Genomic DNA, 26,826 nt, shown 5'->3' with positions numbered 1-26,826 from the left:
GCGGCGGCGGGGCTGGCGCCTGGCCCTGACCGCCGTGTTCACCCCCATCCCCAACCCTTCCCCCATCAAGGGGGAAGGGAGCAAAAACAACATCGTCCAGGAGCTCCACCCTATGACCGCCCCGATCCGCAACCACGACATCGCCGAGCTCAAGCGCCTGGACCTGGCCCACCACCTGCCGGCCCAGGCCGACCACAAGGTCATTTTCGAACTGGGCGGCAGCCGGATCATCACCCGGGCCGACGGGGTCTACATCCATGACGGCGACGGCCATCAGATCCTCGACGGCATGGCAGGGCTGTGGTGCGTCAATGTCGGCTACGGCCGCGAGGAACTGGCCAAGGTCGCCTACGACCAGATGCTGGAGCTGCCCTACTACAACACCTTCTTCAAGACCGCGACGCCGCCGACGGTGAAGCTGGCGGCCAAGATCGCCGACAAGATGGGCGGCCATCTGACCCACGTGTTCTTCAACTCGTCGGGTTCGGAAGCCAACGACACGGTGTTTCGCCTGGTTCGCCACTACTGGAAGCTCAAGGGCCAGCCGGATCGCAAGGTGTTCATCAGCCGCTGGAACGCCTATCACGGCTCGACCGTGGCCGGCGTCTCCCTGGGCGGCATGAAGCACATGCATGTGCAGGGCGACCTGCCGATCCCGGGCGTCGAGCACGTGATGCAGCCTTATCCGTTCGGCGACGGTTTCGGCGAGGACCCGGCCGCCTTCCGCGACCGCGCGGTGCAGGCGATCGAGGACAAGATCCTGGAGGTCGGCCCGCAGAACGTCGCCGCCTTCATCGGCGAACCGGTGCAGGGAGCGGGCGGGGTGATCATCCCGCCGGACGGCTACTGGCCGGCGGCCGAGGCCTTGTGCCGCAAGTACGGGATCCTCTTGGTCTGCGACGAGGTGATCTGCGGCTTCGGACGGCTGGGCCAGTGGTTCGGTCACCAGCACTACGGGATCAAACCGGACCTGATCGCCATGGCCAAGGGCCTGTCGTCCGGCTATCTGCCGATCAGCGCCGTCGGGGTGGCCGACCACATCGTCGCCGAGCTGCGCGACAAGGGCGGCGACTTCATCCACGGCTTCACCTATTCGGGCCACCCGACCTGCGCCGCCGTGGCCCTGGCCAATATCGAGATCCTTGAGCGCGAAGGCTTGGTCGAGCGCACCCGCGACGACACCGGCCCCTATCTGGCCAAGGCCCTGGCCTCGCTGAACGACCATCCTCTGGTCGGCGAAACCCGCTCGCTGGGCCTGATCGGCGCGGTCGAGATCGTGCGCGAGAAGGGGAGCAACCACCGCTTTCTCGACAAGGAGGGCGAGGCCGGGCCGGTCGTGCGCGACCTCTGCATCAGCAATGGCCTGATGGTCCGCGCCATTCGCGACAGCATCGTCTGCTGCCCGCCGCTGATCATCACCCACGGGCAGATCGATGAGCTGGTGGGGATCATCCGCAAGTCGCTGGATGAGGCGGAGCCGGCGCTTAGGGCGCTGAAGCCCGAGGCGGTGTCATGATCGATGCTGCCGCCCTAGCCCTCCGCCGACATCCACGCCGGAATGCCGCTTTGTCCGTGCAGCACGCGCCAGACGTCGACGTGATCATCGCGTTCGACGTAGAAGACAACATAGGGGTAGCGCCTCATGGGCCAGGATCTCAGCCCGGGAAGGTTCAGTTCATAAGCGTAGCGCGGCGAGCCGCTGGCCGGCTTGGCGCCGATGCGGCCGTAGGCCCGTTCCAGGGCGTCGATGAAACCGAGAGCGGCCTGTCGCGCGCCTTGATTCAGATAGTAGGCCAGGGCGTCTTCGACATCCCGCTCCGCCGCCGCGCGTGGGATGACGGGCTTGGCGGTCATTCTCCGCGTACGCGGTCCCGCAACGCCTCGAAATATCCGGGACCGACCGGGCTGGCGGGGGCGGAAGACGCTCCGGTGAGCAGGAGGCCCCGCAGACGCAGCCGGTCCTGATCCTTGCGGATCAGCATGCGGACATATTCGCTGCTCGTGCTGTAACCGCCCTGATCGACCTGTTCATCGACGAACGACTTGAGGGCTTCGGGCAGCGAGATGTTCATCGTGCTCATGACCCAAATCTGATCGCCTTGGCAAAAAATGGCAGGAACGCAGGGTAGAATGAAGATCAAGCCGCTGATCGGACCGATGGCCGCCGAAGGCGCGGAAGCCAGTAACGTGAAACTGTGATACTGTGAAATCATGAAAAACATCACAGTCACCGTGGACGATGAAACCTACCGGCGAGCCCGCATCAAGGCCGCCGAAAAGGACACGTCCGTTTCCGCCCTGGTTCGCCAATTCCTGACCGAGGTCGCCGCCGACGAAAGCCGAGCCGAGCGGCTCAGGCGCCTGGAGGCGGAAACGCGCGCCCAGATCACCGACTTCGTGGTGGGCGACAGGCTGTCCCGCGACGAACTTCACGAACGCGGCCGATAGCGTGCCCGTATTCCTCGACACCAACGTTCTGATCTACTCGATCAGCGTCTCGCCGGCGGAAGCCGTCAAGCGGGAGCGGGCGCTGGTTCTGCTCGATCGCGATGACGGCGTCGTGTCCGTGCAGGTGTTGCAGGAGTTCTACGTCCAAGCCACGCGCCCTTCGGGTCCGAAGCCGCTGCCTCACGCCCTGGCCGTGGCCATGGTCGAGGCCTGGCAACGGCATATGGTCGTCGACAATACGGTCGCGACCTTGCGGGCCGCGTTCGAGATCAAGGAACGGTACGGCTTCTCCTATTGGGACAGCGCCGTCGTGGCCGCCGCCCGAGCGGCCGGCTGCACCGAGCTCTACACCGAGGATCTTTCGCACGGCCAGGTCGTCGAGGGCGTTCGCGTCATCAATCCCTTCAAGTCCGCCTAGACTTCGAAAAGCGCGAGGAGCGCCCCATGAAGTACAAAGAAAAGAAATCCAAGCCCGCCCCCAAGACGACCCGCGGGGTCGCGTCGCTCGACGACGCCAAGGACTGGTTCGCGCGGCAGAACATCGAGGAGATCGAGTGCGTCGTGCCCGATCTGGCCGGGGTGGCGCGGGGCAAGATCATGCCGGTGCGCAAGTTCCTCGGTGCGCCGTCGATGAACCTGCCGCTGGCCGTGTTCTACCAGACCATCACCGGCGACTTCCCCGAGTTCGAGGGGGCGGTCAACGCCGTGCAGTCCGACACCGACATCTTCCTGACCCCCGACCTGGCCACCCTGGCCGTGGTGCCCTGGGCCCAGGACCCCACCGCCCAGGTGATCCACGACGCCTTCCACCCCGACGGCCGGCCGGTCGAGGAGAGCCCGCGCCAGGTGCTGCGCCGGGTGATGGCCCTCTATCGCGAGAAGGGCTGGGACCCGGTGGTGGCGCCGGAGATCGAGTTCTATCTGGTCGACAAGAACACCGACCCCGACTACCCGCTGAAGCCGCCGATCGGCCGTTCCGGAAGGCCGGAAACCGGCCGCCAGGGCTATTCGATCGCTGCGGTCAACGAGTTCGACGCCCTGTTCGAGGACATGTACGAGTACTCGGAGCGCCAGGGCCTGGAGATCGACACCCTGATCCACGAGAGCGGCGTGGCCCAGATGGAGATCAACCTGCGGCACGGCAATCCGCTGGAGCTGGCCGACCAGGTGTTCATGTTCAAGCGCACCATCCGCGAGGTGGCGCTGGAGCACGAAATCTACGCCACCTTCATGGCCAAGCCGATGGCCGCCGAGCCCGGCAGCGCCATGCACATCCACCAGTCGATCCTGGGCCCGGACGGGGCGAACCTGTTCTCCGACCCCAAGACCGGCGAGGCCACGCCGCTGTTCTACGCCTTCATCGCCGGCCAGCAGCGCTATCTGCCGGCGATCATGGCCATCCTCGCCCCTTACGTGAACTCCTACCGCCGGATCGCGAGGGACTCCGGGGCCCCGGTCAACACCCAGTGGGGCTATGACAACCGCACCTGCGGCCTACGGGTGCCGCCGTCCGATCCGGCCAACCGCCGACTGGAGAACCGCATCCCCTCCTCGGACGCCAATCCCTACCTGGCCATCGCCGCGGTGCTGGCCACCGGCTATCTGGGCATGCTCGGAAACCTGACCCCGACCGCCCCGGTCGACACTGACGCCAGCGCCCGCGGCATCGAGCTGCCGCGCAGCCTGCTGGAATCGGTGGCCCTGTTCGAGAACGCCAAGCCCTTGGTCGAGCTGCTGGGCGCCACCTTCTGCGCCGCCTACGCCACGGTGAAGGAGGCCGAGTACGAGACCTTCATGCGCACCATCAGCCCGTGGGAGCGGGAGTTCCTGCTGCTGAATGTGTGAGGCCCAGGATCACCTTCTCCCAGAGGGAGAAGGAGGGGCCCGCGCGAAGCGTGGGAGGATGAGGGGTTACGCCGTTGGCCGGCGTGCCGGCACGCCGTCGAACTCACCACCCCCTCACCCTCCCACCGCTGCGCGGCGGGCCCCTCCCTCTCCCCATGGGAGAGGGTCGTGAATACCGGCCACCCCGCCACCTCCTGGTACGTCCAGACCGCCACGTCCTTCCCGTCGCTCCCGCCGCTGGCCGACGACGTCCGCGCCGACGTCTGCGTGGTCGGCGCGGGCTACACCGGCCTCGGCGCGGCGCTGGAGTTGGCGACCCGCGGCGCGTCCGTGGTCGTGCTGGAGGCCGCCCAGGTCGGCAGCGGGGCCAGCGGGCGCAACGGCGGCCAGGTCCATACCGGCCAGCGCAACGACCAGGCGTGGCTGGAGAAGCGGCTCGGTCGCGACGACGCCCTGGCCCTGTGGCGGATGAGCCAGCAGGCCCGCGCCCACCTGCTCTCGCTCATCGCGGGGCGCCAGATCGATTGCGACTTCACCCCGGGCATGATCCACGCCCGCCACAAGCCCGGCGGAGAGGACGCCGACGCGGCCCATATCGATTTCATGGCCAGCCGTTACGGCTATGATCAGTTGGCGCTGATCGACCGCGACGCCCTGGCCGACGACCTGGGCACGGAGGTCTATCACGGCGGCCTGGTCGACCACGGCGGCGGCCATCTGCATCCGCTGAACCTGGCCCTCGGCCTGGCGCGAGCGGCGCTGGGGGCCGGCGCCGTGATCCACGAACATAGCCGCGCCCTGGCTTGGCGGCGGGAGGGCGGGGCGATCGTCGTCGAGACGCCGCCCAATCAAGGAAGGGGCGGCCGCGTGACCTGCGACCAGCTGATCCTGACCGGCGACGGCTATCTCGACGCGGTCGCCGGCGGGGCCGCGCGGGCCCGGGTGATGCCGATCAACAACTTCCTGCTGGCCACCGAGCCGTTGGGCGACAGGGCCGACGCCATCCTCCGCTCCAACGCCGCCGTCGCCGACACTCGCTTTGTGATCAACTACTTCCGCAAGAGCCGCGATGGCCGGCTGATCTTCGGCGGCGGCGAGAACTACAGCCCCGGCTTCCCACGCGATCTGAAGGGCTTCGTGCGGCGGCACATGCTGAAGGTCTATCCTCAATTGGCGGACGTCGCGGTCACCCACGCCTGGGGCGGGACCCTGGGCATCACCGTCCACCGATCGCCCTATGTGCGTGAGCTGGCGCCCGGTGTGCGGATCGCCGCCGGCTATTCGGGCCAGGGGGTGATGCTGGCCCCGTGGTTTGGCAAGCTGCTGGCCGACGCGGCCCTGGGCGACACCGAGGGCGTCGACCTGCTGGCCCGGCTGCCGGTCCCGCCGTTCCCCGGCGGCCGCCTGCTGCGCTGGCCGCTGACGGTGGCGGGGCTGAGCTGGTACGCGCTGCGGGACCGGGTCTAGACCGCCAGCCGGTAGTCCGTATCCAGCCCGGCCGGGCCGTCGCAGGTCACCCGGCCCTGCTTCACCAGCAGCAGCATGTGGGCCAGCACCGACATGGCGGCGGCCGGGTGCAGGCGCGGGTCTACGGCGGCGTAGAGGCTGGGCACCATGGCCTTGATCCGCGTCTGGCCGGCGGCCAGGGCGGCCAGGATCTGGGCCTCGCGCGCCCGGCGATGGTCGGCATAGGCCTGGAGAAACGGCGCCACCTCCCGGACCGGCGCGCCGTGGGTCGGCCACAGGACGTCGAAGCCCAGGCTTTGCACCTTGTCGAGGCTGGCGAAATAGTCGCCCATGTCGCCGTCCGGCGGGGTGATCACCGTGGTCGACCAGCCCATGACGTGGTCGCCGCTGAACAGGGCGTTCTCCTGTTCCAGCGCGAAACAGACATGGTTGGAGGTGTGGCCCGGCGTGGCCAGCGCCCGCAGCGTCCAGTCCGGGCCTTCGAAGATATCGCCGTCGGCGATCTCGACATCGGGGCGGAAGCCTTCGTCCTCGCCGGCCTCCAGGGTCAGGTTCGACGTCGGTAGGCGCGGGGCGGGGCGGCCGTAGATGGTCGCTCCCGTCGCCTGGGCCAGAGGGCGGGCGAGGGGGGAATGGTCGGCGTGGTGGTGGGTGACCAGGATGTGGCTGACGCGCTCGCCCTCCAGCGCCGCCAGCAGGGCCGCCAGGTGCCCGTCGAGGTCGGGACCCGGGTCGATCACCGCCACGTTCCCGCGCCCGACGATGTAGGTCCCGGTGCCGACATAGGTGAAGGGGCCTGGATTGTCGGCGATCACCCGCCGGATCCGCGGCGAGACCTGATCGCAGCGGCCGTATTCGAACTCGATCTCGCGGACGAAGGGGATCATGGCTGGCTCTCCAGGCCGGAGGTCTCCGGCGCCGGTCTTGCGATTAACGAGTCGTAAACCACCCGGAGCACCGACCATGGCCGCCGACGCAGCGATTTTTGTTTCAAAACGGCTCCAGCGCGCGGCCTTCGCCATCCTCTGTCTCATCGCGGCGCAGTTCGTGCTGGCCAGCTGCGAGCCCGAGCCCTCGGCGATGGCCGCCCGGGTCGCCCTGAGCCATCAATACTAGGCGCCCAGAACGCCCGACAGGTCATAGCCGGCCGCCGCGCCCTGCCGCACAAGGGTGTCGCGATCGCTGGCGCCCGACGCGGCCTGGCCCAGCGCCCAGGTGACGATCGAGCGGGTGCCCGAACGGCAGAAGGCCAGGACCGGCCCCTGCGCCGCCTCCACGGCCCGCCGCACCGCCTCGACCTGGTCCAAGGTCGGACCGCCCCGCACCGGAATATGCGCATAGGCCAGGCCCGCGGCCTTGGCGGCGGCCTCGATCTGGGCGCTGGACGGCTGGCCCGGCTCCTCGTCGTCGGGACGGTTGTTGATCACCAGCACGAAGCCCTCGGCGGCGGCGCGACTCAGGTCGTCCACCGTGATCTGCGGGCTGACCGAAAGCGAGTCGGTGACCGGTCGGAAGGCTGTCATGGCTGTCGCTCTTCATGTCGCGGGAGTGGGACGGGCGGCCGCATCATCCCGGCTCGCGGGCGCCTGCGCAACGGTCGACGCGCGCTCAACGTGCGGGAATTTTAGGCAGGGACGGGGGAAAACTTCCGTTATTCAGACCGGAGTACGCATTCGTAAACTCGCAAACCGGCCGTTGCGAGGACAGATTTTCGATTGTCAACTCCCTGCGGGGCGTTTCTACCGGCTTCTCGCCCGTGCGACTCAACTGCGTCCCAACAAGGCCGATGGGGTCAAATTCACCTTTGAAGCCAAGGGTCTGCGGGGGTTAAGGCCGATGTTCGTGGCTGAATGGCGGCAAATTCGAGCGCTGTTCGTCGGAAATGCGGCGATCGTGTTGCGATAATGCGACAGCCTTGGGCGATGTGATTACGGATCGGTAATGCCAATTGACCCGCCTGCAACCCGGCTCCTAACGTCGCCTCAACCGGGGAAATGTTTTCCGGGACACCTATGATCTCGTGGTGGAGTTGGGGCGAAAATCCACATGAGCCGAATGCAACGTCCCCTTCCGAGGGGCGCGGCCGGCTGGATGCTCCGCCATGCAAGAGGGGATAAGATGATAATGAATTCCACCAAAGGTAGCGCCCGCGCGCGTCTTTTGACGTCGACGCTGCTGGCCGGCCTAGCGACGATCGCCACGCCGCTGGCCGTGACGGCGATCGTCACGGCTGCGCCGACGATGGCGTCGGCGCAGGACTATTCGAGCGGCACCCTGATCGGCACCGTGACGGATTCCAGCGGCGCGCCTGTCGCGGACGCCTCCGTCAAGGTCAAGTCGCTCGCCCAAGGTTTCGAACGCGAACTGACCACCGACAGCCAAGGCCAATTCCGCGCCGCCCTGATCCCGATCGGCGGTTATTCTGTCTCGATCAGCAAGGCCGGCTTTCAGCCCACCAGCGACGGCAGCGTCGCCGTCCGCCTCGGCGGTCAATCGAACTATGGCTTCACCTTGGCGGGCGAAGGCGAAGTCGGCGCGGTCGTCGTGACCGCCACGGCTAACCCGCAGCTTGATTTTGAAGGCACCACGACCGGCACCGTCATCGACGTCGAGAATCTGGTCAAGCAAGTCCCGATCGCCCGCAACGTCACCGCTTTGAGCCTGCTGGCGCCTTCGGCCGTGGCCGGCGACTCGGCCTTCTCGGCCCAAGGCATCGCCCAGGCTTCGATCTCGGGCGCCTCGGTCGGTGAAAACATTTTCTACGTCAACGGCCTGAACATCACGAACTTCGTCAATGGCATTGGTGCGGCCCTGGTGCCGTTCGACTTCTACAAGACGATCGAAGTGAAGACCGGCGGCTACTCGGCCGAATTCGGCCGCGGCACCGGCGGCGTCGTCAACGCCGTGACCAAGTCGGGTTCGAACACCTTCACCTTTGCGGTGCACGGCAACTACGAGCCGGGCAGCCTGCGCGAAAACGCGCCGGACACCTTCCAGACCGCCAACCGCCTGGTGAAGTCGGAATACAAGGACATCGTCCTTGAAGCCGGCGGCCCGATCATCGAAGATCACCTGTTCTTCTATGGCATCTATCAAGCCCCGAAGAGCCGCACGACCACCGGCGCCATTCTCGGCAACTATTACGGCGTCACTAAGTATAACGACACCGTCTGGGGCGCGAAACTGGACGGCTACATCACCGACCGCCAGCACGTCGAGCTGACCTGGTTCGACACCTCGCAAGAGCGCTCGCAGCAGCGCTACAAATTCACTAACGCCACGGGCGTCATCGGCGACAAGACGATCAACCAGATCAACACGTTTGGCGGCCCGAGCTATGTCGCTCGCTACACCGGCACGTTCACCGACTGGTTGACGATTTCGGGCGCCTATGGCGACAGCAAGTTTTCGCAAGCCGCGTTCAACAGCTTGCTGGCCGAGCCCCAGGTCGTCGACAACCGCGCCGGCCTGAACCAGACCATCAGCCGTCAAACGGTCGCCGCCGGCACCTTCCCGTCGGAATCCGAGCGCGAATTCTACCGGGGCGACATCGACCTGTACTTCCGCCTGGTCGGCGACCACCACGTCCGCGGCGGCTACGACCACGAAAAGACCACCCTCCTGAATTTCTCGCAGCGGAACGGTGGTCAGAACTGGATCTATCGCAAGAACACCAGCGCGACCTTCAACTCGCTGGGCGTCGCGCCCGGCCAGGAATATGTCGAACTGCGGACGTTCAACGGTGGTGGTTCGTTCTCGGGCGTCAACCAAGCCTATTACATCCAGGACAACTGGGACATCACCAGCCGCCTGAGCCTGAACATCGGCTACCGGATCGACAAGTTCCTCGAAAAGGACGCCGCGGGTCAGGTCTTCTCCGAGGCTTCGAACAACAAGGCCTGGCGCCTGGGCTTCAACTTCGATCCGAGCGGCAACAAGACCGACAAGATTTTCGGCTACTATGGTCGTACGTATCTACCGGTCGCGGCCAACACCGCGTTCCGCGCGGCGTCGAACAACATCGACGTCAGCCAGAACTTCCTGCCGGCTAGCGGTGGCCTGACCTTTGGTGCGCTTGACCCGGTCACCGGCAAGCCCGTCGCGGGCCTCGGTTCGCTGATCGTCGCGGGTCCGAACGGCGGCAACAACCTGGCGACTTGTAGCGCGTTCTTCATCTCGCGCGGCATCGTTCCGGTCGCCGGCAACCCCCGTGGTTGCGCGGTCGGCTCGAACGGCACCCCGCCGCCGCCGGAATCCGTGTCGGCCCTGAACGTCAAGTCGACGTCACAGGACGAATATATCCTGGGCTACGAGCACCGCTTCGACAGTCTGTGGAAGGCCAGCGTCACCCTGACCTACCGCAACCTGCTGCGGGCCGCTGACGACGCCGCGATCGACGGCGCCGTCGTGAAGTACTGCGCCGCCAATGGCTACGTGCTGCACGCCGCCGACGGCCTTTCGGGCTGCGCCGACAAGTGGTCGGGTTTGAACCAGTATCTGATCCTGAACCCGGGCGAAGACGTCAAGGCGGTGCTCTACGACACCCTGCCGGGTGAAACCACGCTGCGGACGCTGGACCTGAAGGCGTCTGATTTGGGCCTGCCGAAGCCGAAGCGCGAATACGTCTCGCTGCAGTTCACGTTCGACCGTGCTTGGGACGGCAAGTGGAGCCTGCAAGGTTCGTACGTGATGTCGGAATCGAAGGGCAACTTCGAAGGCGCCGTGAAGTCCGACACCGGCCAGGCCGATGCGGGGATTACGTCCGACTTCGACACCCCCGGCTTCCTGCCGGGCACCTACGGTCTGCTGCCCAACCACCATGGTCACCAGTTCAAACTGTTCGGCGCCTACGCGATCACCGACAATCTGACGTTCGGCGGCAACGCCTCGCTCATCTCGCCGCGCCATTATGGCTGTCAAGGTGAAGTGCCCGCCGGGGTCGGCTTTGACGACACCCGCGGTTCGTCGAACTCGTACTCGATCCTCCCGGCCCACTATTGCCAAGGCAAGTTGGTGCCGCGCGGCTCGGTGGCGACGGGCGACTGGATCAAGCGGCTCGATCTGTCGGTCCGTTATGCCGTGCCGACCAAGTTCGTCCCCGCGGGCAATCTCGTGCTCCGCGCCGACGTCTTCAATGTCTTCAACTTCAAGGGCGCTCAAGAGCTCTACGAAGAGGGTGACAAGAAGGGCGGCGGCGTCGACCCGAACTACCTGAAGCCGGGTTCGTCCTCGGGCACGGTTGGCTCGGGCTATCAAACCCCGCGCTACGTGCGCTTCGGTTTCGACCTGAACTTCTAAGTTCACGCGAATTTGAACCAAGAATGGCGGCGGGCTCCTCGGAGCCCGCCGTTTTTCTTTGCACTCCCCGAGCGGCGAGGAGCTCGCCAGATTGGGGTAGAGCGTGCCTGGCCGAGCCCAACCACGGCGCGCGCCGAGCGCCAAGCCGGCGCTTCCATGCGCCTGCCTGCCTGCCTAGGTCGGCCGAAGGGTTCCAGCCATCGGGCTAGCTCCTGAACTGGCTTGTGTCCGCCGGATGCACCGATAACGACGGGCCGTTTGATCCGGCGCCAGCCCTGAACGGCCGATGCTCCAGGTCTTTGTGCTTATGTCGTTTTGGTAGAAAGCCGACTGCCGCCAGCTTGGAATTCCGCGGCGTCGCCCAATGAAGAGGGGCCGCCCGGTCACCCGGCCGGCCCTTTTCACCTTTTTTGCGGTGGAGTCCTGCCTACCGCACCGCCACATCCGCCAGCACCGCCGCCCCGCTCGGGGTCGACCGCAACCGCGCCTTGGCCATTTCGTCGAGGATCGACTGCGAGCGCGGGTCGCCCAGCAGCCAGGCCGAGGCGGCCAGGGTGCGCAGAGAGGTCCCGCTGACGCCCAGCACCCGCTCCAGGGCCTCGAACGGCGAGTTGGAGCCGCCGATCTTCTTGAGCTTCACCTCGCCCTTGAGGTTGGCCAGGCTCTTGGCCTTGTCGACGGCCTGGTAGAAGCCGCCGAGTTCGTCGACCAGGCCCAGCTGCTTGGCCTGGACGCCGGTCCAGACCCGGCCCTTGGCGATCTCGCGCACCCGCTCGGGCGGCAGCTTGCGGCCCTCGGCGACGCGGCTGACGAAGCCGGCATAGATGCGGTCCATCCAGGCCGAGAACCGGGCCCGCTGGTCGGGCGTGAAGCCCTCGCCCGTGCCGAAGGCGCCGGCATAGTCGCCGCCGACATGGACCTGGCGGGTGTCGACGCCGAACCGCGCCAGGGCCTCGCCCAGGGCGAACTTGCCGCCGAACACGCCGATCGAGCCGGTCAGGGTGGTGGGCTCGGCGACGATCGCCGAGGCCCCGGAGCTGATCCAGTAGCCGCCCGAGGCCGCATAGGTCCCCATGCTGACCACCACCGGCTTGCCGGCCTTCTTGGCGGCCTTCACCGCGGCCAGGATCTGCTCGGAGGCCGTGTCCGAGCCGCCGGGCGAGGAGACGCGGAAGACGATGGCCTTGACGTCCTTGTCGTCGATGGCGTCGTACAGGGCCTTGGAGACCTGGTCGGAATAGATCGTGCTGTCGCCGCCGAACGGCGAGCCGCCCGAGCCGGAGCCGGTCATGATCGCCCCTTCGGCCCCGACCACGGCGATGGTCGGCCCGGTCTTGGCCGGCGCGCGCTTGGCCCGCGAGGCGTAGTCGTCGAAGTCCATCAGCTTGGCGCCCTTGCCGGCCCGGGCCAGGGCGGCGTCCTGGACGTCCTTGACCTGGCCGACCTTGTCGATCAGCCGCATGGCCTGGGCCTCCTGGGCGCTGTAGGGGCCGGCCTCAATGGTCTTGGTCAGCACCGCCGGGTCCTGCTTGCGGTCCTGGGCGGCCGTGGTCAGGGCGGAGCTGTAGACCGAACCCATCCAGGACAGCGTCGATTCCCGGTGGGCAGGTGTGTAATCGCTGTAGAGATAGGGATTGACCGCGTTCTTGTACTCGTAGCGCTGCTCGTACTCGGCCTTGACCCCGTACTTGTCGAAGAAACGCTTGAAGAACATCTCCTCGCTGGCCGCCCCGACCGCCTGCAGGGAGCTGTCGGGCTGCATCCAGAACTCGTTGGCCGCCGCGCCGAGCATGTAGGTCGAGGTGACCATGCCGGAGGGATAGATCCCCTGGCTGTGGGCGAAGACCGGCTTCTTGCCGGTGGTCTCGAAGTGCCGCAGGGCCAGGCGCAGCTCGTCGGCCGCGGCCGGGGCCATGCCGCCCTCCGGCAGGCGCACCAGCACCGCCTTGACCTTGTCGTCGGTTTCGGCCCGGCGCAGCGTCTCGATGATCGACATCACCGACCGGCCGCCGCCGCCGCCGAACACCGCCAGCGGGTTCTGCGAGTCCTGGTCCGAAAGGCCGTCGCGCAGGTCGAGTTGCAGCACCGTATGGGCGGGAACCGGGGCGGGGCGCGCGGCGCTGGCCGCCATGACGATCAACAGGAAGGGGACGCCGACCAGGAACAACACCAGGCCGACGAAGACGCCGGCCACGGTCATGAGAAACTGCTTCATCGGACGCCCTGCTGCCAAGTGACGCGCAAGCTAGTAGCGACAGTTGCGTTGCGGTCAAATGAACAGCGCGCAACCCAGCGGTTCGGCGCCAGGCTTGACCGTCCCCGAAGGGACGGAAGCAATATTTGGGGAATTTTGCGGGAAGATGATGGTCGGAGTGGCAGGATTTGAACCTGCGACCCCTGCGTCCCGAACGCAGTGCTCTACCAGACTGAGCCACACTCCGACTTGGAGGGCGGCTTATAGAGGCGGGCCGGCGGTCTCGCAAGCGGCAAAAATCGCCGCCGAAAAAGAAGTTCAAAGCAGCGTTGCATCCGTCCGACTCCTGCGCTATCTCCACCGCCTCGCCGGGCCCGGAAGGGTCTCGCCGTTCCTGCTGGGGAATGGTGTAATGGTAACACTGCGGTTTTTGGTACCGTCATTCTAGGTTCGAGTCCTAGTTCCCCAGCCACTTTTCGATTTTGCCGGAATCCGGTTTGGAATTCGGGATCGCGCGTCGCCTCGGCGCCGAGAACGTCTCGCTCCTCCGATGCGGGCCTCGATTCGCCGAGCGCCTATTTCACCTTGATGACCACCTTGCCCTTGGCCCGTCCCGTTTCGATGTAGGCCATGGCCTCGTTGAGCGCCTGGAACGGGTAGACGCGGTCCACGACCGGCCGGATGGCCCCGGCCTCGATCAGGGCGGCGATCTGGCCCAGCTGTTGTCCGCTGGCGCGCATGAACAGGAAGGCGTAGCTGGCCCCTCGCGCCTTGGCCTTGTTGCGGATGCCGCGGCTCAGCAGGCCCATGACCAGCCGGAGGATCCCGTTGAGGCCCGCCTCCTTGCCGTACTGGGGATCGGGCGGGCCCGAGATCGAGATCAGCTGGCCGCCGGGCTTGAGGACGTCCAGCGACTTTTCGAGCGCCTGGCCGTCCAGGCTGTTGAGCACGACGTCGTAGTCCGACAGGACCTTTTCGAAGTCGGCCTTCCTGTAGTCGATGACCACGTCGGCCCCGAAGCTCCGGACAAGCTCGATGTTGGCGGTGCTGGTGGTGGTGGCGACCCGGGCGCCCAGATGCTTGGCCAGTTGGATGGCGAACGTGCCAACCCCGCCGGAGCCGGCCTGGATCAGCACTTTCTGGCCCTTCTGGAGCTTGGCGCGCTCGACCAGAGCCTGCCAGGCCGTCAGGCCGACCAGGGGAATGGAGGCGGCTTCCTCCATGCTGATATTCCTGGGCTTGTGCGCCGCGTCCGCCTCGTTGATGGCGATGAACTCGGCGAACGCGCCGATCCGGCCGTCGCGCGGGCGGGCGTAGATCTCGTCGCCCACCTTGAAGGCGGCGACCTTGGCCCCGACGCGGACGACCTTGCCGGCCACGTCATGGCCCAGGATGAAGGGCGGGCGGTAGGGCAGGATCGGCTTGAACTCGCCATTGCGGATCTTGACGTCCAGCAGATTGAGCGCGGCCGCATGGACCTCGACGAGGATGTCGTCGTCCTGCAGCTTCGGCTCGGGCGCCTCGCCCAGGCGAAGAGCGGCGGTCTTGCCATATCGATCGAGGATGAAGGCCTTCATGGTGGAGGTGCTCCAATCGCCCGCCGTCGCCGGCCGATGGCTTGATCAAGAGACTCGCGACGGCGAGTAGGGCGACGCCGCTCCGCCTAGAGCAAGCCGCGCGACGTCGGGATCGCCCGGCTTGCTCTAGATTTTGGTTTTCGCGTCGCTTTTGCGGAAAACCGGCGGCCACTTTTCCGCGCGATGCTTTAGGCCGGCAGTCGCATCTGCTTGCGTAGGCTCTTGTCGAAGGCCTTGGCCGGGGCGAACCGGCGCAGCAGCGAGATTTGCTTGGCCAGCTGGCCGGCGGGATAGCGCAGGCGCGGTTGCGGATCGACGGCGGCGGTGCGGACCACGGCGGCCACCACCTCCGGCAGGTCGGCGGTCGGCATGACCTCGTCGAGCAGGGCCCGGAAGCCGGCCCGCGCCTGGTCGTAGACGGCGATCGGCGAGTCGGCGGGCAGGGCGTTCTGGTCGAAGGCGCTGCGGATATAGCCCGGCTCGATCAGCGACACGCGGATGTTGAAGGCCCGGACCTCGTGGTCGAGGGACTCCGAATAGCCTTCCAGCGCGTGCTTGCTGGCCGCGTAATGGGCCGAATAGGGGGCGGGAATCAGGCCGAGCACGGAGCTGATGTTGAGGATGCGCCCCTGGCGGCGGGCCCGCATCGATGGCAGCACCGCATTGATCACGCGCATGACGCCGAACAGGTTGACGTCGAACAGGGCCTGGGCCTGGCGGATCGAGGTTTCTTCGGCCCCGCCCATCAGGCCGAGCCCGGCGTTGTTGACCAGCAGGTCGATCTGGCCGGCCTCGGCCAGCACCCTGGCGATCAGCGCCCGGACGGACTCGTCGTCGGTGACGTCGCAGGTCAGCATGCGCACGTCCTTGGGCGGATCGGCCAGTGGTCGGCGGCTTGTGCCATAGACGGTGAATCCGGCCGCGGCCAGGGCCTGGGCGATGGACCGGCCGATGCCGGCTGAAGCCCCCGTCACCAGGGCGATCTTGTTGCGTTGAGCGGTCATGGACCTTCCCTTGGGCGGAGGCGCCGGAGCGGCCTCGTCAGTTGCATTATGATCATAATCTGTCATTATGATCATAATGCAATAGGAAATCTTGGAGGCCGGACATGCGCTATGAAAAAGGTCGGCGGGACGCCTCGCGGCAGCGCATCCTGCAGGCCGCCTCGGAACGTTTCCGCGTCGACGGCATCGCCGCGTCCGGGCTCTCGCGGGTCATGCACGACGCCGGCCTGACCAATGGCGCCTTCTATCCGCACTTCGAGTCCAAGGCCGAGCTGGTGCGCGAGAGCCTGGCCGCGGCCCTGGAGGCCCAGGCCGAGCAGATGGCGGGGATACTCGCCGCCGGCGGCCTCGAAGGGCTCATCGCGACCTATCTGTCGCCCGAGCATCGCGACAATCCTCAGCTCGGCTGCGCGATGGCCGCGATCGGCGCCGAACTCGCCCGCGAGCCGTCGGAAACCCGGACCGTCCATTTCGAACGCGCCATGGCGCTGGTCCGCCTGGCCGCCGCCCATGCGCCGCCGCAGGCCCAGGATCCCGAGGGCATGGCGCTGGCGCTGTTCGCGACGCTGATCGGCACGCTGCAATTGGCCCGGGTCGCCGACCGCGCCGAGGTGTCCGATCGCATCCTGGCCACCGGACGGGCGGCGGCAAGGATGCTGGCGCAAGCGACGTCGCTGTCGGCGATCTAGAGCAAGCCGCGCGACGTCGGGATCGCCCGACTTGCTCTAGCCTTTTGTTGTCGCATCGCTTTTGCGGAAAACCGGCGGCCAGTTTTCCGCGCGATGCTTTAGGCGTCCGGCGCGATTCGCTTTCCGCGAAGTACAGCCACTTCCTTCCAATCTGTTGCGGCCAGGACGTCCGCCGGCGTCCCGGACGCGAACAGTCGCCGGGAACAAAGATCATCCCGCCTTGGCCGCAAAGATGCGCGCCTGACGCTGCGTTGCTGCGAATGGTGATTTCTCCGGTTCTTCTTGCCGGCCGAATCATTGCGACGCCGTAATCTTTGCCCGGACAACATCGATTTCCGGCGGGCTGCCGCAGTGGGGGAAACCGCGCTTCAAGCGCTGCTTCTGGTTTAAATCGTGGCCTTTCTCTGGGTTTATGTTCTCAAAATTCGTTTGGTTTACAGGGGCGGAAAGCACGATTGTCGAGATTGAGTACTTGTATTTCGGCGCGGCGGGTGTATTTCCAAGTCAAATACCCATCGGAGAGACAATCGTGGAAGACAAGGCTACCCTGATCGAGCTCACCGCCGAGATCGTCGCCAATTACGTCGCCAATAACAGCACGTCGGTGTCGGATCTGCCGGCGTTGATTCGGGCGACTCATGACGCCCTGGCCGGTATTGGCTCGCCGGAAGCGGCCCCCGTCGAGACGGTTACGAAGGCTACGCCGGCTCAAATCCGCCGCAGCATTACGCCGGACGCGCTGATCAGCTTCGAAGACGGCAAGCCCTACAAGACGCTCAAGCGCCACCTGACGACGCACGGCATGACCGTCGCCGAGTACAAGGCCAAGTGGGGCCTGCCCAACGACTACCCGACCACGGCGCCGGCCTATAGCGAAGCCCGCTCGGCCATGGCCAAGGCCCTGGGCCTGGGCCAGGGCGGCCGCAAGGCCAAGGCCCCGCGCGGCCGCAAGAGCTGATCCAGCCTCTGCAGGCCAAGACGGTTCAAAACCCCCGCCGGCGACGGCGGGGGTTTTTCTTTGTCAGGAATGTCAAGAAAGCGACCCCCGGGGTTCAGACGCCGCGCAGGTCCATCCCCGGCCCGTCGGGCGGCGTCGCGCCGCCGCCGTTCAGCGGGCGCTGCATCCAGACCAGATCGACCCAGCGGCCGAACTTGTAGCCCATGTCGGGAAACCGGCCCCTATGCTCGAAACCCAGCGCGGCATGCAGGCCGATCGAGGCGGCGTTGCCGCTGTCGCCGATCACCGCGCACATCTGGCGCAAGCCCAGGGCCTCGCAGGCCGTGATCAGGGCCGACAGCAGCGCCTTGCCGACGCCCTTGCCCACGGCGTCGGGCCCGACATAGACGCTGTCCTCGACCGTGTAGCGATAGGCCGCGCGCAGCCGGAACGGGCCGGCATAGGCATAGCCCAGCACCACCCCGTCCTGCTCGGCGACCAGATAGGGCAGGCCCCGGTCCAGGAAGGCGGCGCGCCGGCGGGTCATCTCGGCCAGGTCAGGCGGAACCTCCTCGAAGGTGCCCAGGCCGTTGAGGACGTTCCAGCCGTAGATGGCGGTGATCGCCGGCAGGTCGGCGTCGACGGAGGGGCGGATCGTCACGCCCGTCACGCCTTGGTCCAGCCCTTGTCCACCGCCCAGACCGCGAAGGCGTAGTCCAGGGCGATCTCCTTGAGGAAGTCGAACCGGCCCGAGGCCCCGCCGTGGCCGGCCTCCATGTTGATCTTCAGCAGGATCGGATCGCCGCTGGTGGTGTGCTCACGCAGCTTGGCGGTCCATTTTTCCGGTTCCCAGTAGGTGACGCGCGGGTCCGACAGGCCGCCGGTGGCCAGCACGGCCGGATAGGGCTTGGCGGCGACGTTGTCATACGGCGAGTAGCTGGCGATGTAGTCGTAGGCCGCCGCGTCCTCCAGCGGATTGCCCCATTCGGGCCATTCGGGCGGGGTCAGGGGCAGGGAGGTGTCGCTCATGGTGTTGAGCACGTCGACGAACGGCACCGCCCCGATGATTCCGGCCCACAGGTCTGGCCGCAGGTTGGTGATCGCCCCCATCAGCATGCCGCCGGCCGAGCCGCCATAGGCCACGGTGCGGCCCTTGGCCCCGTATCCGGCAGCGTGCAGGTGCTCGGCGCAGGCGATGAAGTCGGTGAACGTGTTCTTCTTCGTGAACTTGCGGCCGTCGAGGAACCAGCCATAGCCCTTTTCCGAACCGCCGCGGACGTGGGCGGTGGCCCAGATCCAGCCGCGGTCGACCAGGCTGAAATTGCGGATCGAGAACGACGGATCCATCGACAGGCCGTAGCTGCCATAGCCGTAGAGCAGCAGCGGCGCCTTGCCGTCGAGGGCCACGCCCTTCTTCATCAGCACGGTGATCGGCACTTCGGCCCCGTTCGGCGCCTTGGCGTAGAGCCGCTTGGTGACATAGGCGGCCGGATCGTGGCCGGACGGGATCTCCTGGGTCTTGCGCAGGGTCCGCTCGCCGGTGGCCATGTCGTAGTCGAACCACTGCCGGGGCGTGGTCGGCGACTGGTAGACATAGCGCATCAGCGGGGTGTCGAACTCGTAGCCGCCCTCCAGGCTCAGGACATAGGCTTCCTCGTCGATGACGATCGGCTTTTCGGCCCGGCTGGCGCGGTCGGTGATGACGATGCGGGTGTTGGCGTTGACCCGCTCGACCCGCACCAGGTGGTTCTTGTAGGCCGACAGGCCGGTGATGAAGTGGCCGGGCTTGTGGGGGACGAAGTCCTTCCAGTGGGCGCGACCGGGCGTCGCCGCCGGCGCCTCGACCAGCTTGAAGTCGATCGCCTCGTCGGCGTTGGTCAGGATGATGAAGCGCTCGTCCCAGTGCTCGACCGAATAGCGCAGGCCGACGGTGCGCGGCTCGACCACCCTGGGCGCGGCCGTCGGGTCGGAGGCCGGGATCAGCAGGGTCTCGGAGGTCTCGTGGTCGCCGGCGCTGATCGTGATGAAGGCGTCGGACGCCGTCACCCCGACGCTGACGAAGAAGCCGTCGTCGGGTTCGTCATAGACCAGCACGTCGTCGGCCCGTCCGCCGCGGGCCGGGCGGCGATAGATCTTGTCGGAACGGCCGTTGTCGTCGCGATGGGTCCAGAACAGCCACTGGCTGTCGGGCGACCAGGCGAAATCGCCGGTGCTGCTCTCGACCGGCTCCTTGAGGATCTCGCCGGTCGCCAGGTCCTTCACATAGATGTGGTGGACCTCCGAACCCTGGGCGTCCTCGGCATAGGCGAACAGCTTGTGGTCGGGACTGTGGTCGGCGGCGCTGACCTGGCTGTAGGCCTTGCCCTTTGCCAGGGCGTCGCTGTCGAGCAGGATCTCCTCGCCCGCCGTAGCGCCAGCGGCCTGACCGCGCGGTCGGCGGCAGAAGATCGGATGCTGGCCGCCGATGTTGAAGCGCGAATAATATTCGAACGGCCCGTCCGGGGCGGGCACGGTGGAGTCGTCCTCCTTGATGCGGCCCTTCATCTCCTCGAACATCGCCGCCTGCAGCGGCTCGGTCGCGGCGAGCATGGCCTTCAGATAGGCGTTCTCAGCGGTCAGGTGTTCCTTGACCTCCGGCTTGATCAGGGTCGGATCGCGCAGGACCTTCTGCCAGTTGTCGTCCTTCATCCAGGCGTAGTCGTCGACGCGGACGCGGCCCAACTGCTCGCTGCGCTTGGGGATCTTGCGGGCGACCGGCGGGACGGGCTGGGACGCTGGATTCTGGGGCGACTCGGACATGCGGCTCTCGGCTTGGGCGCTGACGGGATGAAACGCCGACACCGACGTAAGCGCCGCTGCCGCGCTCGTCATCATTTTGCGCCGGTTCATGATCAGATTTTCCCCTGCGATGCGTCAGAACGCCAACTTGTGCGGCTCGACGGCGCTGGTCAAACTAACCCTGGCGTAGAGTGATCCGGGGGCGCGAGGGTTTAGATGGCTTGGGACCTGTCGGTCGATCTGATCCAAGCGACCGTGCAGCTTGAGCAACCGCTCGGCGACGGGTCGCGAACGGTCGGCACGGGGTTCCTGATCGAGGATCCCACGCCGGACGGCCGGCCGCGCACCATCCTGGTCACCGCCGCCCATGTCTTCGACAAGATGCCCTCGGCCTCGGCCAAGATCGGCTATCGCATCCAGGGTTCCGACGGCGTCTGGCGCTATGATCCCCATACGCTGAAGATCCGCGACGGCGACCACCCGCTGTGGACCAAGCATCCCACGCGCGACGTCGCCGCGATCGTCGTCGAGGCCCCGCCGGAATTCGCCAAGGCGGCGATCCCGCTGGCCTGGCTGGCCCAGGACGACACCTTCAACAAGTACAGCCTGGGGCCGGGCGACGAGATGATGGCCCTGGGCTTCCCGCGCGGCCTGTCGGCCAATCCGGCCGGCTTTCCGATCCTGCGTTCGGGCCGGGTGGCCTCCTATCCCCTTGCCCCGGCCAGCGTGTTCCCGACCTTCCTGATGGACTTCTCGGTGTTCCCCGGCAATTCCGGCGGCCCGGTGTTCATGGCCGAGGGCGCCCGCCGCCGGCCGGGCGCGACCGAGAGCCAGGAGGTGCAGTTCGTGGCCGGCATCCTGACCCAGCAGGTCGAGCTGTCGGGCGAACGGCTGGAGATCGGCATCGTCACCCACGCCAAATATATCCGCGAGACGGTGGCGCTGATCGACCAGACCGCCGGCCCGCCGATCATCCAGGCCAAGCCCGCCAAGCCGGCCGAACCCTCGACCCAGGCGGCCGCCGCCCAGGCCGCGGCGGCGGTGTCGGCGACCACGGTGGCGGTGGCCCGCTAAAGCATCGCGCGGAAAAGTGGCCGCCGGTTTTCCGCAAAAGCGATGCGAAAACAAAAACCTAGAGCATTGCTCTAGGAACCTCGCTCCGCGGGGACCGTTTCTACGGGGTCCTCACCAAGGAGAAGGTCATGAGCACCAATCGTGTGGAAGGCGCCGTCGACAAGGGCGTGGGCGCGGCCAAGCAGGCCGCCGGCAAGGCGACGAAGAACGAGCGTCTCGAAGCCGAAGGCGCGGCCCAGAAGGCCAAGGGCGACGTCCAGAACAAGGTCGGCAAGGCCCAGGACAGGATCGGCGATGCGATCAAGCACTGAGCCGGCTGGACCAGGCGTCACAAAGGCCGCGGGCGCGATCCCGCGGCCTTTGTCGTGCTCGGGGGCCGCTCAGCCGTAGAGGATCGACAGGCACTCAGCCACGCAGGCCGGGCGGTCCTCGCCCTCGATCTCGAGGGTGCATTCGTTCTTCATCTGCAGGCCGCCCGACCGGGGCTCGACGCTCAGCAACTTCTGGCGCATGCGCACCCGCTTGCCGACCCGGACCATGCCGGTGAACCGCACCTTGTCGCAGCCATAGTTGATGCCGCGGGTCACGCCGGTGACCCGCAGGATATGGTCGCCCAGCATCGGGATCAGCGACAGCGTCAGGAAGCCGTGGGCGATCGGTCCGCCGATCTCGCGGGTGGCGCGCTCGACATCGACATGGATCCACTGGTGGTCGCCGGTCGCCTCGGCGAACTGGTTGACCCGCGCCTGGCTGATCTCGACCCAGTCGGAAACCCCGATCTCCTGGCCGACCAGGCCGGCGAGGTCGGCTAAGGCGACTTCCTTCATGGCGCTCCTCCGTTCAAACATTTGTTTTGAACTTGGTAGCCGTCCGGATCGAAACTGTCACGCCCCAAGCGCGTCGATGGCGGACGACGGCAGCAGGCTGACGGCCTCGTCCAACAATTGACGCCAGGCGGGCCCGCGATCCCGCGCCTCGCCATAAACGGCTCGCAGACCGTGCGGATCTTCCCGCGTTAGCGCCTCGATTAGGACCTGGGCCTGTTCGATGTCCTTGCGACGCTTGGGATGGGCGGGACCGCGACGCCGCGAGACCATCAACTTGTGAATCGCGTATCGGGCGGGATCCGGGACGCGAACAAGGACGCCGTCTTCGTGCAGCACGGCCGCGTCGACAGTTTCGCGCAGCAGGAAGTCGAGGAACCGCAGCGGTGTCGCGTCGGTGTTCAGAGCCTTGAGCCGGGAGGTCTCGGCGTCGCCGGCGTCACGGCTCGTGGTCAGGACATCCACGACGTACCCGTCTGGCAGCCGATAGCTGGCGCTCCGGCGCGGATCGAGTTTGGAGACCGGCGAAAAGGCCGGCTCGGCGCTCCGCAGAACGTCGAGAAAGCTCACCTCCAGTCCATCGTCGAGGGCGATCGACACGCCATAGTCCTGGGCGATGTCGAGGTCGCCGGTGCGCACCGCCCGAGACGGCAGGACGAAGCCCAACAGGCCGCCATAGGTTTGGAACGCCACTGTGCCGACCACGACCGCGCGTAGGCGAAAGACTCCGGCCAAGGCCAGGGCGCGTAGAATTCTTCCCGTGCGTTCATCGGGCGCATGGAGTCCGGCGCCCTTCAGGCCGCGAACGATCATGCGGCGACCTTCGCTGGCGCTCTGGGAGATTTTGGCGGCCTCGATGGTTGCGAGCAGCTTGGGCGTCTCCGCGCCCAGATATCGTTCTTCGCGCCGCCCAAGAACCTGGCGTGAACGAACATACCAATAGAACCGGCCGGCCCGTTCGCGGCGCAGAAAGGCCGCCCCTGGCCCGAAGGCCTCCACCTGGGCGACCCGGAGCTGATCGATCAGATCGGCGACATTGGTGTGAACCGCCAGGGGAATGCGCTGAACAGCCATGACCGCGCTCTTGCCACCACTTCGGCCATTGTGGTGGCAAATCCCTCAAATATCAAATTCAATGCCGGAGGCCGTCCGCGCCGGCCGGCCAGCCGTTGGCGGCCGAGATGATCGCGAGCACGCCACAGCCGTTTAAGATGGACAGCCTGGCTCAGGCGACCGCCGCCATGGCGTCCTGCAGGATCATCGCCGCGCCCTTTTCGCCGATCATGATGGCCGGGGCGTTGGTGTTGCCCGACACCAGGCGCGGCATGATCGAGGCGTCGACCACCCGCAGGCCGGCGACCCCGCGCACCCGCAGCCGCTCGTCGACCACGGCCTCGGGGCCCGGCCCCATCCGGCAGGTCCCGACCGGGTGGTAGATGGTGGTGCCGGCGGCGCGGGCGTAGGCCAGCAGCACTTGGTCGGTCTCGAAGCCGGGGCCGGGGTTCATCTCGTGGTCGATCAGCGGCGCGATGGCGGGCTGGGCGGCGATCCTGCGGGCCCAGCGCAGCCCGGCCACGGCGACCTCCCGGTCGAGCGGATCGGACAGGTAGTTGGCGAAGATCGCCGGGTGGGCCGCCGGATCGGCCGACCGGATGCGGATGTGGCCCCGGCTCTCGGGCCGCAGCTGGCACGGCGCGATGGTCAGGCCGGGCGCGTCCTCCAGCTCCATCTTCGGCTTGTTGTGCTTTTCGATGTCCATGGTGGCCGGCAGGATGTGGAACTGGATGTCCGGACTGGCCAGGTCGGGCCGCGACCGGCAGAAGGCGCCGATGTGGGCGGCCGACAGGGTCAGCAGGCCCTTGCGGGTGAACAGGTATTTCAGCGCCTCGCCGGCCAGCCGCGCGCCCTTGCTCTGCTCGTTGACCGAGATCGTCCCGGCCTTGAGGCGGTAGCGGGCGGCGGTGACATAGTGATCCTGCAGGTTCTCGCCGACCCCGGGCAGGTCGCGGACGACGTCGATCCCGTGCTCGCGCAGCAACGCGCCCGGACCGACGCCCGACAGCTGCAGCAACTGGGGCGAGTTGACCGCGCCGCCGGCCAGGATCACTTCGGCCCGCGCCCGGGCGGTGCGGGTCACGCCGTGCTGGGTGAATTCGACGCCGACGGCGCGCTGGTTCTCGAACAGCACCCGGCCGGCCAGGGCCTGGGTCTCGACTCGCAGGTTGGCCCGGCGCAGGGCCGGATGCAGATAGGCCACCGCCGCCGAGCAGCGGGCCCCGTTCTTCTGGGTGACCTGGAACCAGGTCGCACCCTCCTGGGTCTCGCCGTTCAAGTCGACGGTGCGGGGGATGCCGGCCTGGTGGCAGGCCTCGATCAGCCGCTCGGACACGGCGTGGCTGTCGCGCATGTCGGCGACGTTCAGCGGGCCGCCGACCGCGTGCAGGTCGCAGGCCCCGCGTTCCTGGTTCTGCGACTTGCGGAAGAACGGCAGGACGTCGTCCCAGCCCCAGCCGGCGTTGCCCATCTGCCGCCAGCCGTCATAGTCGGAGGGCTGGCCGCGAATGTAGAGCATGGCGTTGATCGACGACGAGCCGCCCAGCACCTTGCCGCGCGGCCACAGGTGCCGCCGCCCCCCGGTGCCCGGATCGGGCTCGGTGGCGTACAGCCAATTGACCTTGGGATCCTTCAGCGTCGTCGCATAGCCGACCGGCACGTGGATCATCAGATTGGAGAGGAACTGCGAGGGGTTCCTGGTCGGCCGGTCGTCGCCGCCGGCTTCGAGCAGCAGAACCTTGTGGCGGCCGTCTTCCGATAGGCGGGCGGCCAGGACGCAGCCGGCCGAGCCGGCCCCCACGACGATGTAGTCGGCCTCGATGATCGACGTCATGGAGTCTCCCTCGTCCCGTCCGCGTGTCTCCGCGTGATCGGTGTTCACCTACAATGACCGGCGCGGCGAAGATGGCAACCGTTCCGTCGACGGGGCGGGTTGCCGCCCGTTCATACGCGTGTTTGAGTGAGGCCAGCCCAGAGGGAATCTCCATGACCGCGCCCGCCTTCGAAACGCTGCTGTACGTCGTCGAGGACGGGATCGCCACCATCACCCTCAACCGGCCCGACAAGCTCAACGCCTTCACCGCCACGATGATGGCCGAGCTGATCAAGGTGTTCGACCTGACCGACGCCGACGACGCGGTGCGGGCGGTGATCGTCACCGGCGCGGGCCGGGCCTTCTGCGCCGGCGCCGACCTGTCGGCCGGCGGCGCCACCTTCGACCGCAACAGCCCGCAGGCGGTCGAGCGCGAGCAGGGCAAGGTCGGCGACGTCTATCGCGACGGCGGGGGCCGGGTGGTGCTGCGGATCTATGAAAGCCTCAAGCCGATCATCGCCGCGGTCAACGGCGCGGCGGTGGGGATCGGGGCGACCATGCAGTTGCCGATGGACATCCGCCTGGCCTCGGCCGAGGCCCGGTTCGGCTTTGTCTTCGCTCGTCGCGGCATCACGCCCGAGGCCTGCTCGTCCTGGTTCCTGCCACGGCTGGTCGGCATGCAGACGGCGCTGGAATGGTGCTTCACCGGCCGGGTGTTCGGCGCCCAGGAGGCCCATGAGCGCGGCCTGGTCCGCTCACTGCACGCCCCTGAAGACCTGCTGCCCGCCGCTCGCGCCCTGGCCCGCGAGATCGCCGACAACGCCGCCCCGGTCTCGGTGGCCCTGAGCCGGCAGTTGCTGTGGCGGATGGCCGGCGCCGACCACCCGATGGAGGCCCACAAGGTCGACAGCCGGGCCATCCAGGCCCGCGGCGCGGCCGCCGACGCCCGGGAAGGGGTCAGCGCCTTCCTCGAAAAGCGCCCGCCGACCTATCCCGACAAGGTCTCGACCGACCTGCCCGACATCTGGCCCGAATGGGGCGAGCATCCGTTCCGCTAGGGAGAGAGTCTACCCCTTTTCGCCCCCCAAGCCCGTCTCCCCGGCGAAGGCCGGGGCCCAGGTGAAACCCACGAGCCGTCCAGAATGAATCTGGATCCCGGCCTTCGCCGGGAAGCCGGCGGTGGGGGTTTGGAGGGCGACCTCCCCCGGCCCCTCTCGCATAAGCCGCCGGACGCGCTATATCCCGCCCATGGCTGAAGCTTTCAACGATAAGACCCTGACAACCGACAAGGCCGCCCGCTACGGCGAGGTGGCCGAGGAGATCGCCGCGGTGCTGGACGGCGAGGACAATCTCACCGCCCGCATGGCCACGGTGGCCTCGATGCTGGCCAGCAGCTTCGACCATTATTTCTGGACCGGCTTCTATGTGGTCGACCCGACCCGTGAGCGGGAGCTGGTGGTCGGGCCCTATCAGGGCACGCTCGGCTGCCTGCGCATCGCCTTCGGCCGCGGGGTCTGCGGAACGGCGGCGGCGACCGGCCAGACCCAGCTGGTCGAGGACGTCCACGCCTTTCCGGGCCACATCGCCTGCGACAGCCGATCGGCCAGCGAGATCGTCGTGCCGGTGTTCGACTCAAAGGGCGAACTGTTGGCGGTGTTCGACGTCGATTCGGACCGCCCCGCCGCCTTCGACGCCGTCGACCGGCAGGGCCTGGAGACGATCCTCAAGGCGACGTTCGCGTAACGGCCTGTTACGGCGCGGCTACGTCATGTGGCCTCTAGGTTGCAGTGTCGCCCTCATCATTCCCTAACCGGATCGGATTAGG

Annotated in this window: 24 protein-coding genes, 2 tRNA genes and 1 pseudogene; 14 read left to right on the top strand and 13 right to left on the bottom strand. The window is 67.1% G+C overall.

The features are described 5' to 3' along the window. The first annotated feature begins 112 nt into the window (after positions 1–112). A complete protein-coding gene (locus ACIPQB_RS16330; protein ID WP_446486308.1) occupies positions 113–1,516 on the top strand; it encodes an aspartate aminotransferase family protein in 1,404 nt (467 codons plus the stop codon). A gap of 14 nt (positions 1,517–1,530) precedes the next feature. Here ACIPQB_RS16330 and ACIPQB_RS16325 read toward each other — a convergent pair whose 3' ends face one another. Beyond that, positions 1,531–1,854: a type II toxin-antitoxin system RelE/ParE family toxin gene (locus ACIPQB_RS16325; protein WP_446486304.1), complete on the bottom strand. Its 324-nt coding sequence runs from the start codon at positions 1,852–1,854 to the stop codon at positions 1,531–1,533. Next, complete coding sequence (locus tag ACIPQB_RS16320; protein WP_446486303.1) at positions 1,851–2,222, bottom strand: type II toxin-antitoxin system ParD family antitoxin; 372 nt, start codon at positions 2,220–2,222, stop codon at positions 1,851–1,853. Before ACIPQB_RS16320 ends, ACIPQB_RS16325 begins: the two co-directional genes overlap by 4 nt. Here ACIPQB_RS16320 and ACIPQB_RS16315 point away from each other — a divergent pair. From ACIPQB_RS16315 to ACIPQB_RS16300, 4 genes are all read left to right on the top strand, one after another. Then, entirely contained in the window at positions 2,212–2,448 is a 237-nt protein-coding gene (locus tag ACIPQB_RS16315) for a hypothetical protein (RefSeq protein WP_446486302.1), read from the top strand. The two genes, ACIPQB_RS16320 and ACIPQB_RS16315, sit on opposite strands and share 11 nt — an antisense overlap. Before the next feature lies 1 nt (position 2,449). Beyond that, positions 2,450–2,866, top strand: a complete 417-nt coding sequence (locus ACIPQB_RS16310; RefSeq protein WP_446486301.1) for a PIN domain-containing protein — start codon at positions 2,450–2,452, stop codon at positions 2,864–2,866. A 26-nt stretch (positions 2,867–2,892) separates the two neighbouring features. Next, on the top strand, positions 2,893–4,293 hold the full coding sequence (locus ACIPQB_RS16305; RefSeq protein WP_446486300.1) for a glutamine synthetase family protein: 1,401 nt from the start codon (positions 2,893–2,895) through the stop codon (positions 4,291–4,293). Between the two features lie 168 nt (positions 4,294–4,461). Continuing rightward, positions 4,462–5,760: an NAD(P)/FAD-dependent oxidoreductase gene (locus ACIPQB_RS16300; protein ID WP_446486299.1), complete on the top strand. Its 1,299-nt coding sequence runs from the start codon at positions 4,462–4,464 to the stop codon at positions 5,758–5,760. On the opposite strand, the gene ACIPQB_RS16295 is transcribed toward ACIPQB_RS16300, so the two are convergent. Next, entirely contained in the window at positions 5,757–6,647 is an 891-nt protein-coding gene (locus ACIPQB_RS16295) for an MBL fold metallo-hydrolase (protein WP_446486298.1), read from the bottom strand. The genes ACIPQB_RS16300 and ACIPQB_RS16295 overlap by 4 nt on opposite strands. Before the next feature lie 76 nt (positions 6,648–6,723). Here ACIPQB_RS16295 and ACIPQB_RS16290 point away from each other — a divergent pair, with 76 nt between their 5' ends. Continuing rightward, positions 6,724–6,876 carry a hypothetical protein gene (locus tag ACIPQB_RS16290; protein WP_446486297.1) on the top strand — a complete coding sequence of 51 codons (153 nt, stop codon included), beginning with the start codon at positions 6,724–6,726 and terminating at the stop codon, positions 6,874–6,876. On the opposite strand, the gene ACIPQB_RS16285 is transcribed toward ACIPQB_RS16290, so the two are convergent. Then, entirely contained in the window at positions 6,873–7,283 is a 411-nt protein-coding gene (locus tag ACIPQB_RS16285; protein ID WP_446486296.1) for a TIGR01244 family sulfur transferase, read from the bottom strand. The genes ACIPQB_RS16290 and ACIPQB_RS16285 overlap by 4 nt on opposite strands. A 601-nt stretch (positions 7,284–7,884) precedes the next feature. Between ACIPQB_RS16285 and ACIPQB_RS16280 the strand changes: the two genes are divergently transcribed. After that, positions 7,885–11,058, top strand: coding sequence for a TonB-dependent receptor (locus ACIPQB_RS16280; protein ID WP_446486295.1), 3,174 nt, complete (start codon positions 7,885–7,887; stop codon positions 11,056–11,058). 427 nt (positions 11,059–11,485) lie between these two features. On the opposite strand, the gene sppA is transcribed toward ACIPQB_RS16280, so the two are convergent. Together sppA and ACIPQB_RS16270 are read right to left on the bottom strand one after the other, a co-directional pair. Next, a complete protein-coding gene (gene sppA / locus ACIPQB_RS16275; RefSeq protein WP_446486294.1) occupies positions 11,486–13,273 on the bottom strand; it encodes a signal peptide peptidase SppA in 1,788 nt (595 codons plus the stop codon). Positions 13,274–13,422: 149 nt separating this feature from the next. Next, positions 13,423–13,499: transfer RNA gene (locus ACIPQB_RS16270), tRNA-Pro, on the bottom strand. A 151-nt stretch (positions 13,500–13,650) separates the two neighbouring features. Between ACIPQB_RS16270 and ACIPQB_RS16265 the strand changes: the two genes are divergently transcribed. Beyond that, a tRNA-Gln gene (locus ACIPQB_RS16265) sits at positions 13,651–13,724 on the top strand. A 103-nt stretch (positions 13,725–13,827) separates the two neighbouring features. Here ACIPQB_RS16265 and ACIPQB_RS16260 read toward each other — a convergent pair. Further along, entirely contained in the window at positions 13,828–14,829 is a 1,002-nt protein-coding gene (locus ACIPQB_RS16260) for an NADP-dependent oxidoreductase (protein WP_446486293.1), read from the bottom strand. Positions 14,830–15,017: 188 nt separating this feature from the next. Next, complete coding sequence (locus tag ACIPQB_RS16255) at positions 15,018–15,833, bottom strand: oxidoreductase (RefSeq protein ID WP_446486292.1); 816 nt, start codon at positions 15,831–15,833, stop codon at positions 15,018–15,020. Between the two features lie 104 nt (positions 15,834–15,937). On the opposite strand from ACIPQB_RS16255, the gene ACIPQB_RS16250 reads away from it, so the two are divergent. Together ACIPQB_RS16250 and ACIPQB_RS16245 are read left to right on the top strand one after the other, a co-directional pair. After that, on the top strand, positions 15,938–16,522 hold the full coding sequence (locus ACIPQB_RS16250) for a TetR/AcrR family transcriptional regulator (protein WP_446486291.1): 585 nt from the start codon (positions 15,938–15,940) through the stop codon (positions 16,520–16,522). A gap of 529 nt (positions 16,523–17,051) precedes the next feature. Further along, complete coding sequence (locus ACIPQB_RS16245) at positions 17,052–17,480, top strand: MucR family transcriptional regulator (RefSeq protein ID WP_446486290.1); 429 nt, start codon at positions 17,052–17,054, stop codon at positions 17,478–17,480. 94 nt (positions 17,481–17,574) lie between these two features. Here ACIPQB_RS16245 and ACIPQB_RS16240 read toward each other — a convergent pair whose 3' ends face one another. Both ACIPQB_RS16240 and ACIPQB_RS16235 read right to left on the bottom strand, forming a co-directional pair. Further along, entirely contained in the window at positions 17,575–18,120 is a 546-nt protein-coding gene (locus ACIPQB_RS16240) for an N-acetyltransferase family protein (protein WP_446486289.1), read from the bottom strand. 5 nt (positions 18,121–18,125) lie between these two features. Next, positions 18,126–20,348: a S9 family peptidase gene (locus tag ACIPQB_RS16235; protein ID WP_446486288.1), complete on the bottom strand. Its 2,223-nt coding sequence runs from the start codon at positions 20,346–20,348 to the stop codon at positions 18,126–18,128. A 105-nt stretch (positions 20,349–20,453) separates the two neighbouring features. On the opposite strand from ACIPQB_RS16235, the gene ACIPQB_RS16230 reads away from it, so the two are divergent. Beyond that, positions 20,454–21,311, top strand: a complete 858-nt coding sequence (locus tag ACIPQB_RS16230; protein ID WP_446486287.1) for a trypsin-like serine peptidase — start codon at positions 20,454–20,456, stop codon at positions 21,309–21,311. Positions 21,312–21,439: 128 nt separating this feature from the next. Beyond that, positions 21,440–21,624 (top strand): annotated as a pseudogene (locus ACIPQB_RS16225) (CsbD family protein); the annotation flags it as partial. Positions 21,625–21,691: 67 nt separating this feature from the next. Here ACIPQB_RS16225 and ACIPQB_RS16220 read toward each other — a convergent pair. The 3 genes from ACIPQB_RS16220 to ACIPQB_RS16210 all read right to left on the bottom strand — a co-directional run bounded on the left by ACIPQB_RS16220 (position 21,692) and on the right by ACIPQB_RS16210 (position 25,022). Then, a complete protein-coding gene (locus tag ACIPQB_RS16220) occupies positions 21,692–22,138 on the bottom strand; it encodes a MaoC family dehydratase (RefSeq protein WP_446486286.1) in 447 nt (148 codons plus the stop codon). A gap of 57 nt (positions 22,139–22,195) precedes the next feature. Next, positions 22,196–23,134: a nucleotidyltransferase family protein gene (locus ACIPQB_RS16215; RefSeq protein WP_446486285.1), complete on the bottom strand. Its 939-nt coding sequence runs from the start codon at positions 23,132–23,134 to the stop codon at positions 22,196–22,198. 226 nt (positions 23,135–23,360) lie between these two features. Then, positions 23,361–25,022, bottom strand: coding sequence for a GMC family oxidoreductase (locus ACIPQB_RS16210; protein ID WP_446486284.1), 1,662 nt, complete (start codon positions 25,020–25,022; stop codon positions 23,361–23,363). Between the two features lie 152 nt (positions 25,023–25,174). Here ACIPQB_RS16210 and ACIPQB_RS16205 point away from each other — a divergent pair, with 152 nt between their 5' ends. Beyond that, the gene (locus ACIPQB_RS16205; RefSeq protein ID WP_446486283.1) at positions 25,175–26,059 is read left to right on the top strand and encodes a crotonase/enoyl-CoA hydratase family protein; all 885 of its coding nucleotides are present in this window, start codon (positions 25,175–25,177) and stop codon (positions 26,057–26,059) included. A gap of 190 nt (positions 26,060–26,249) precedes the next feature. Continuing rightward, positions 26,250–26,744, top strand: coding sequence for a GAF domain-containing protein (locus tag ACIPQB_RS16200; protein WP_446486282.1), 495 nt, complete (start codon positions 26,250–26,252; stop codon positions 26,742–26,744). Positions 26,745–26,826 lie beyond the last annotated feature (82 nt).

This window comes from Caulobacter sp. LARHSG274 (assembly GCF_052871235.1).
The sequence above is the reverse complement of the archived record's forward strand: the minus strand, read 5'-3'. Positions and strand labels throughout refer to the sequence as shown.

Bases quoted from the DNA above. Each gene is read 5' to 3' on its own strand.
- ACIPQB_RS16305 (WP_446486300.1), top strand. From the start codon at position 2,893: ATGAAGTACAAAGAAAAGAAATCCAAGCCCGCCCCCAAGACGACCCGC.
- ACIPQB_RS16325 (WP_446486304.1), bottom strand. From the start codon at position 1,854: ATGACCGCCAAGCCCGTCATCCCACGCGCGGCGGCGGAGCGGGATGTC.
- ACIPQB_RS16250 (WP_446486291.1), top strand. From the start codon at position 15,938: ATGCGCTATGAAAAAGGTCGGCGGGACGCCTCGCGGCAGCGCATCCTG.
- ACIPQB_RS16295 (WP_446486298.1), bottom strand. From the start codon at position 6,647: ATGATCCCCTTCGTCCGCGAGATCGAGTTCGAATACGGCCGCTGCGAT.
- ACIPQB_RS16285 (WP_446486296.1), bottom strand. From the start codon at position 7,283: ATGACAGCCTTCCGACCGGTCACCGACTCGCTTTCGGTCAGCCCGCAG.
- ACIPQB_RS16290 (WP_446486297.1), top strand. From the start codon at position 6,724: ATGGCCGCCGACGCAGCGATTTTTGTTTCAAAACGGCTCCAGCGCGCG.
- ACIPQB_RS16220 (WP_446486286.1), bottom strand. From the start codon at position 22,138: ATGAAGGAAGTCGCCTTAGCCGACCTCGCCGGCCTGGTCGGCCAGGAG.
- ACIPQB_RS16205 (WP_446486283.1), top strand. From the start codon at position 25,175: ATGACCGCGCCCGCCTTCGAAACGCTGCTGTACGTCGTCGAGGACGGG.
- ACIPQB_RS16260 (WP_446486293.1), bottom strand. From the start codon at position 14,829: ATGAAGGCCTTCATCCTCGATCGATATGGCAAGACCGCCGCTCTTCGC.
- sppA (WP_446486294.1), bottom strand. From the start codon at position 13,273: ATGAAGCAGTTTCTCATGACCGTGGCCGGCGTCTTCGTCGGCCTGGTG.
- ACIPQB_RS16330 (WP_446486308.1), top strand. From the start codon at position 113: ATGACCGCCCCGATCCGCAACCACGACATCGCCGAGCTCAAGCGCCTG.
- ACIPQB_RS16235 (WP_446486288.1), bottom strand. From the start codon at position 20,348: ATGAACCGGCGCAAAATGATGACGAGCGCGGCAGCGGCGCTTACGTCG.
- ACIPQB_RS16280 (WP_446486295.1), top strand. From the start codon at position 7,885: ATGAATTCCACCAAAGGTAGCGCCCGCGCGCGTCTTTTGACGTCGACG.
- ACIPQB_RS16315 (WP_446486302.1), top strand. From the start codon at position 2,212: ATGAAAAACATCACAGTCACCGTGGACGATGAAACCTACCGGCGAGCC.
- ACIPQB_RS16320 (WP_446486303.1), bottom strand. From the start codon at position 2,222: ATGTTTTTCATGATTTCACAGTATCACAGTTTCACGTTACTGGCTTCC.
- ACIPQB_RS16210 (WP_446486284.1), bottom strand. From the start codon at position 25,022: ATGACGTCGATCATCGAGGCCGACTACATCGTCGTGGGGGCCGGCTCG.
- ACIPQB_RS16200 (WP_446486282.1), top strand. From the start codon at position 26,250: ATGGCTGAAGCTTTCAACGATAAGACCCTGACAACCGACAAGGCCGCC.
- ACIPQB_RS16230 (WP_446486287.1), top strand. From the start codon at position 20,454: ATGGCTTGGGACCTGTCGGTCGATCTGATCCAAGCGACCGTGCAGCTT.
- ACIPQB_RS16255 (WP_446486292.1), bottom strand. From the start codon at position 15,833: ATGACCGCTCAACGCAACAAGATCGCCCTGGTGACGGGGGCTTCAGCC.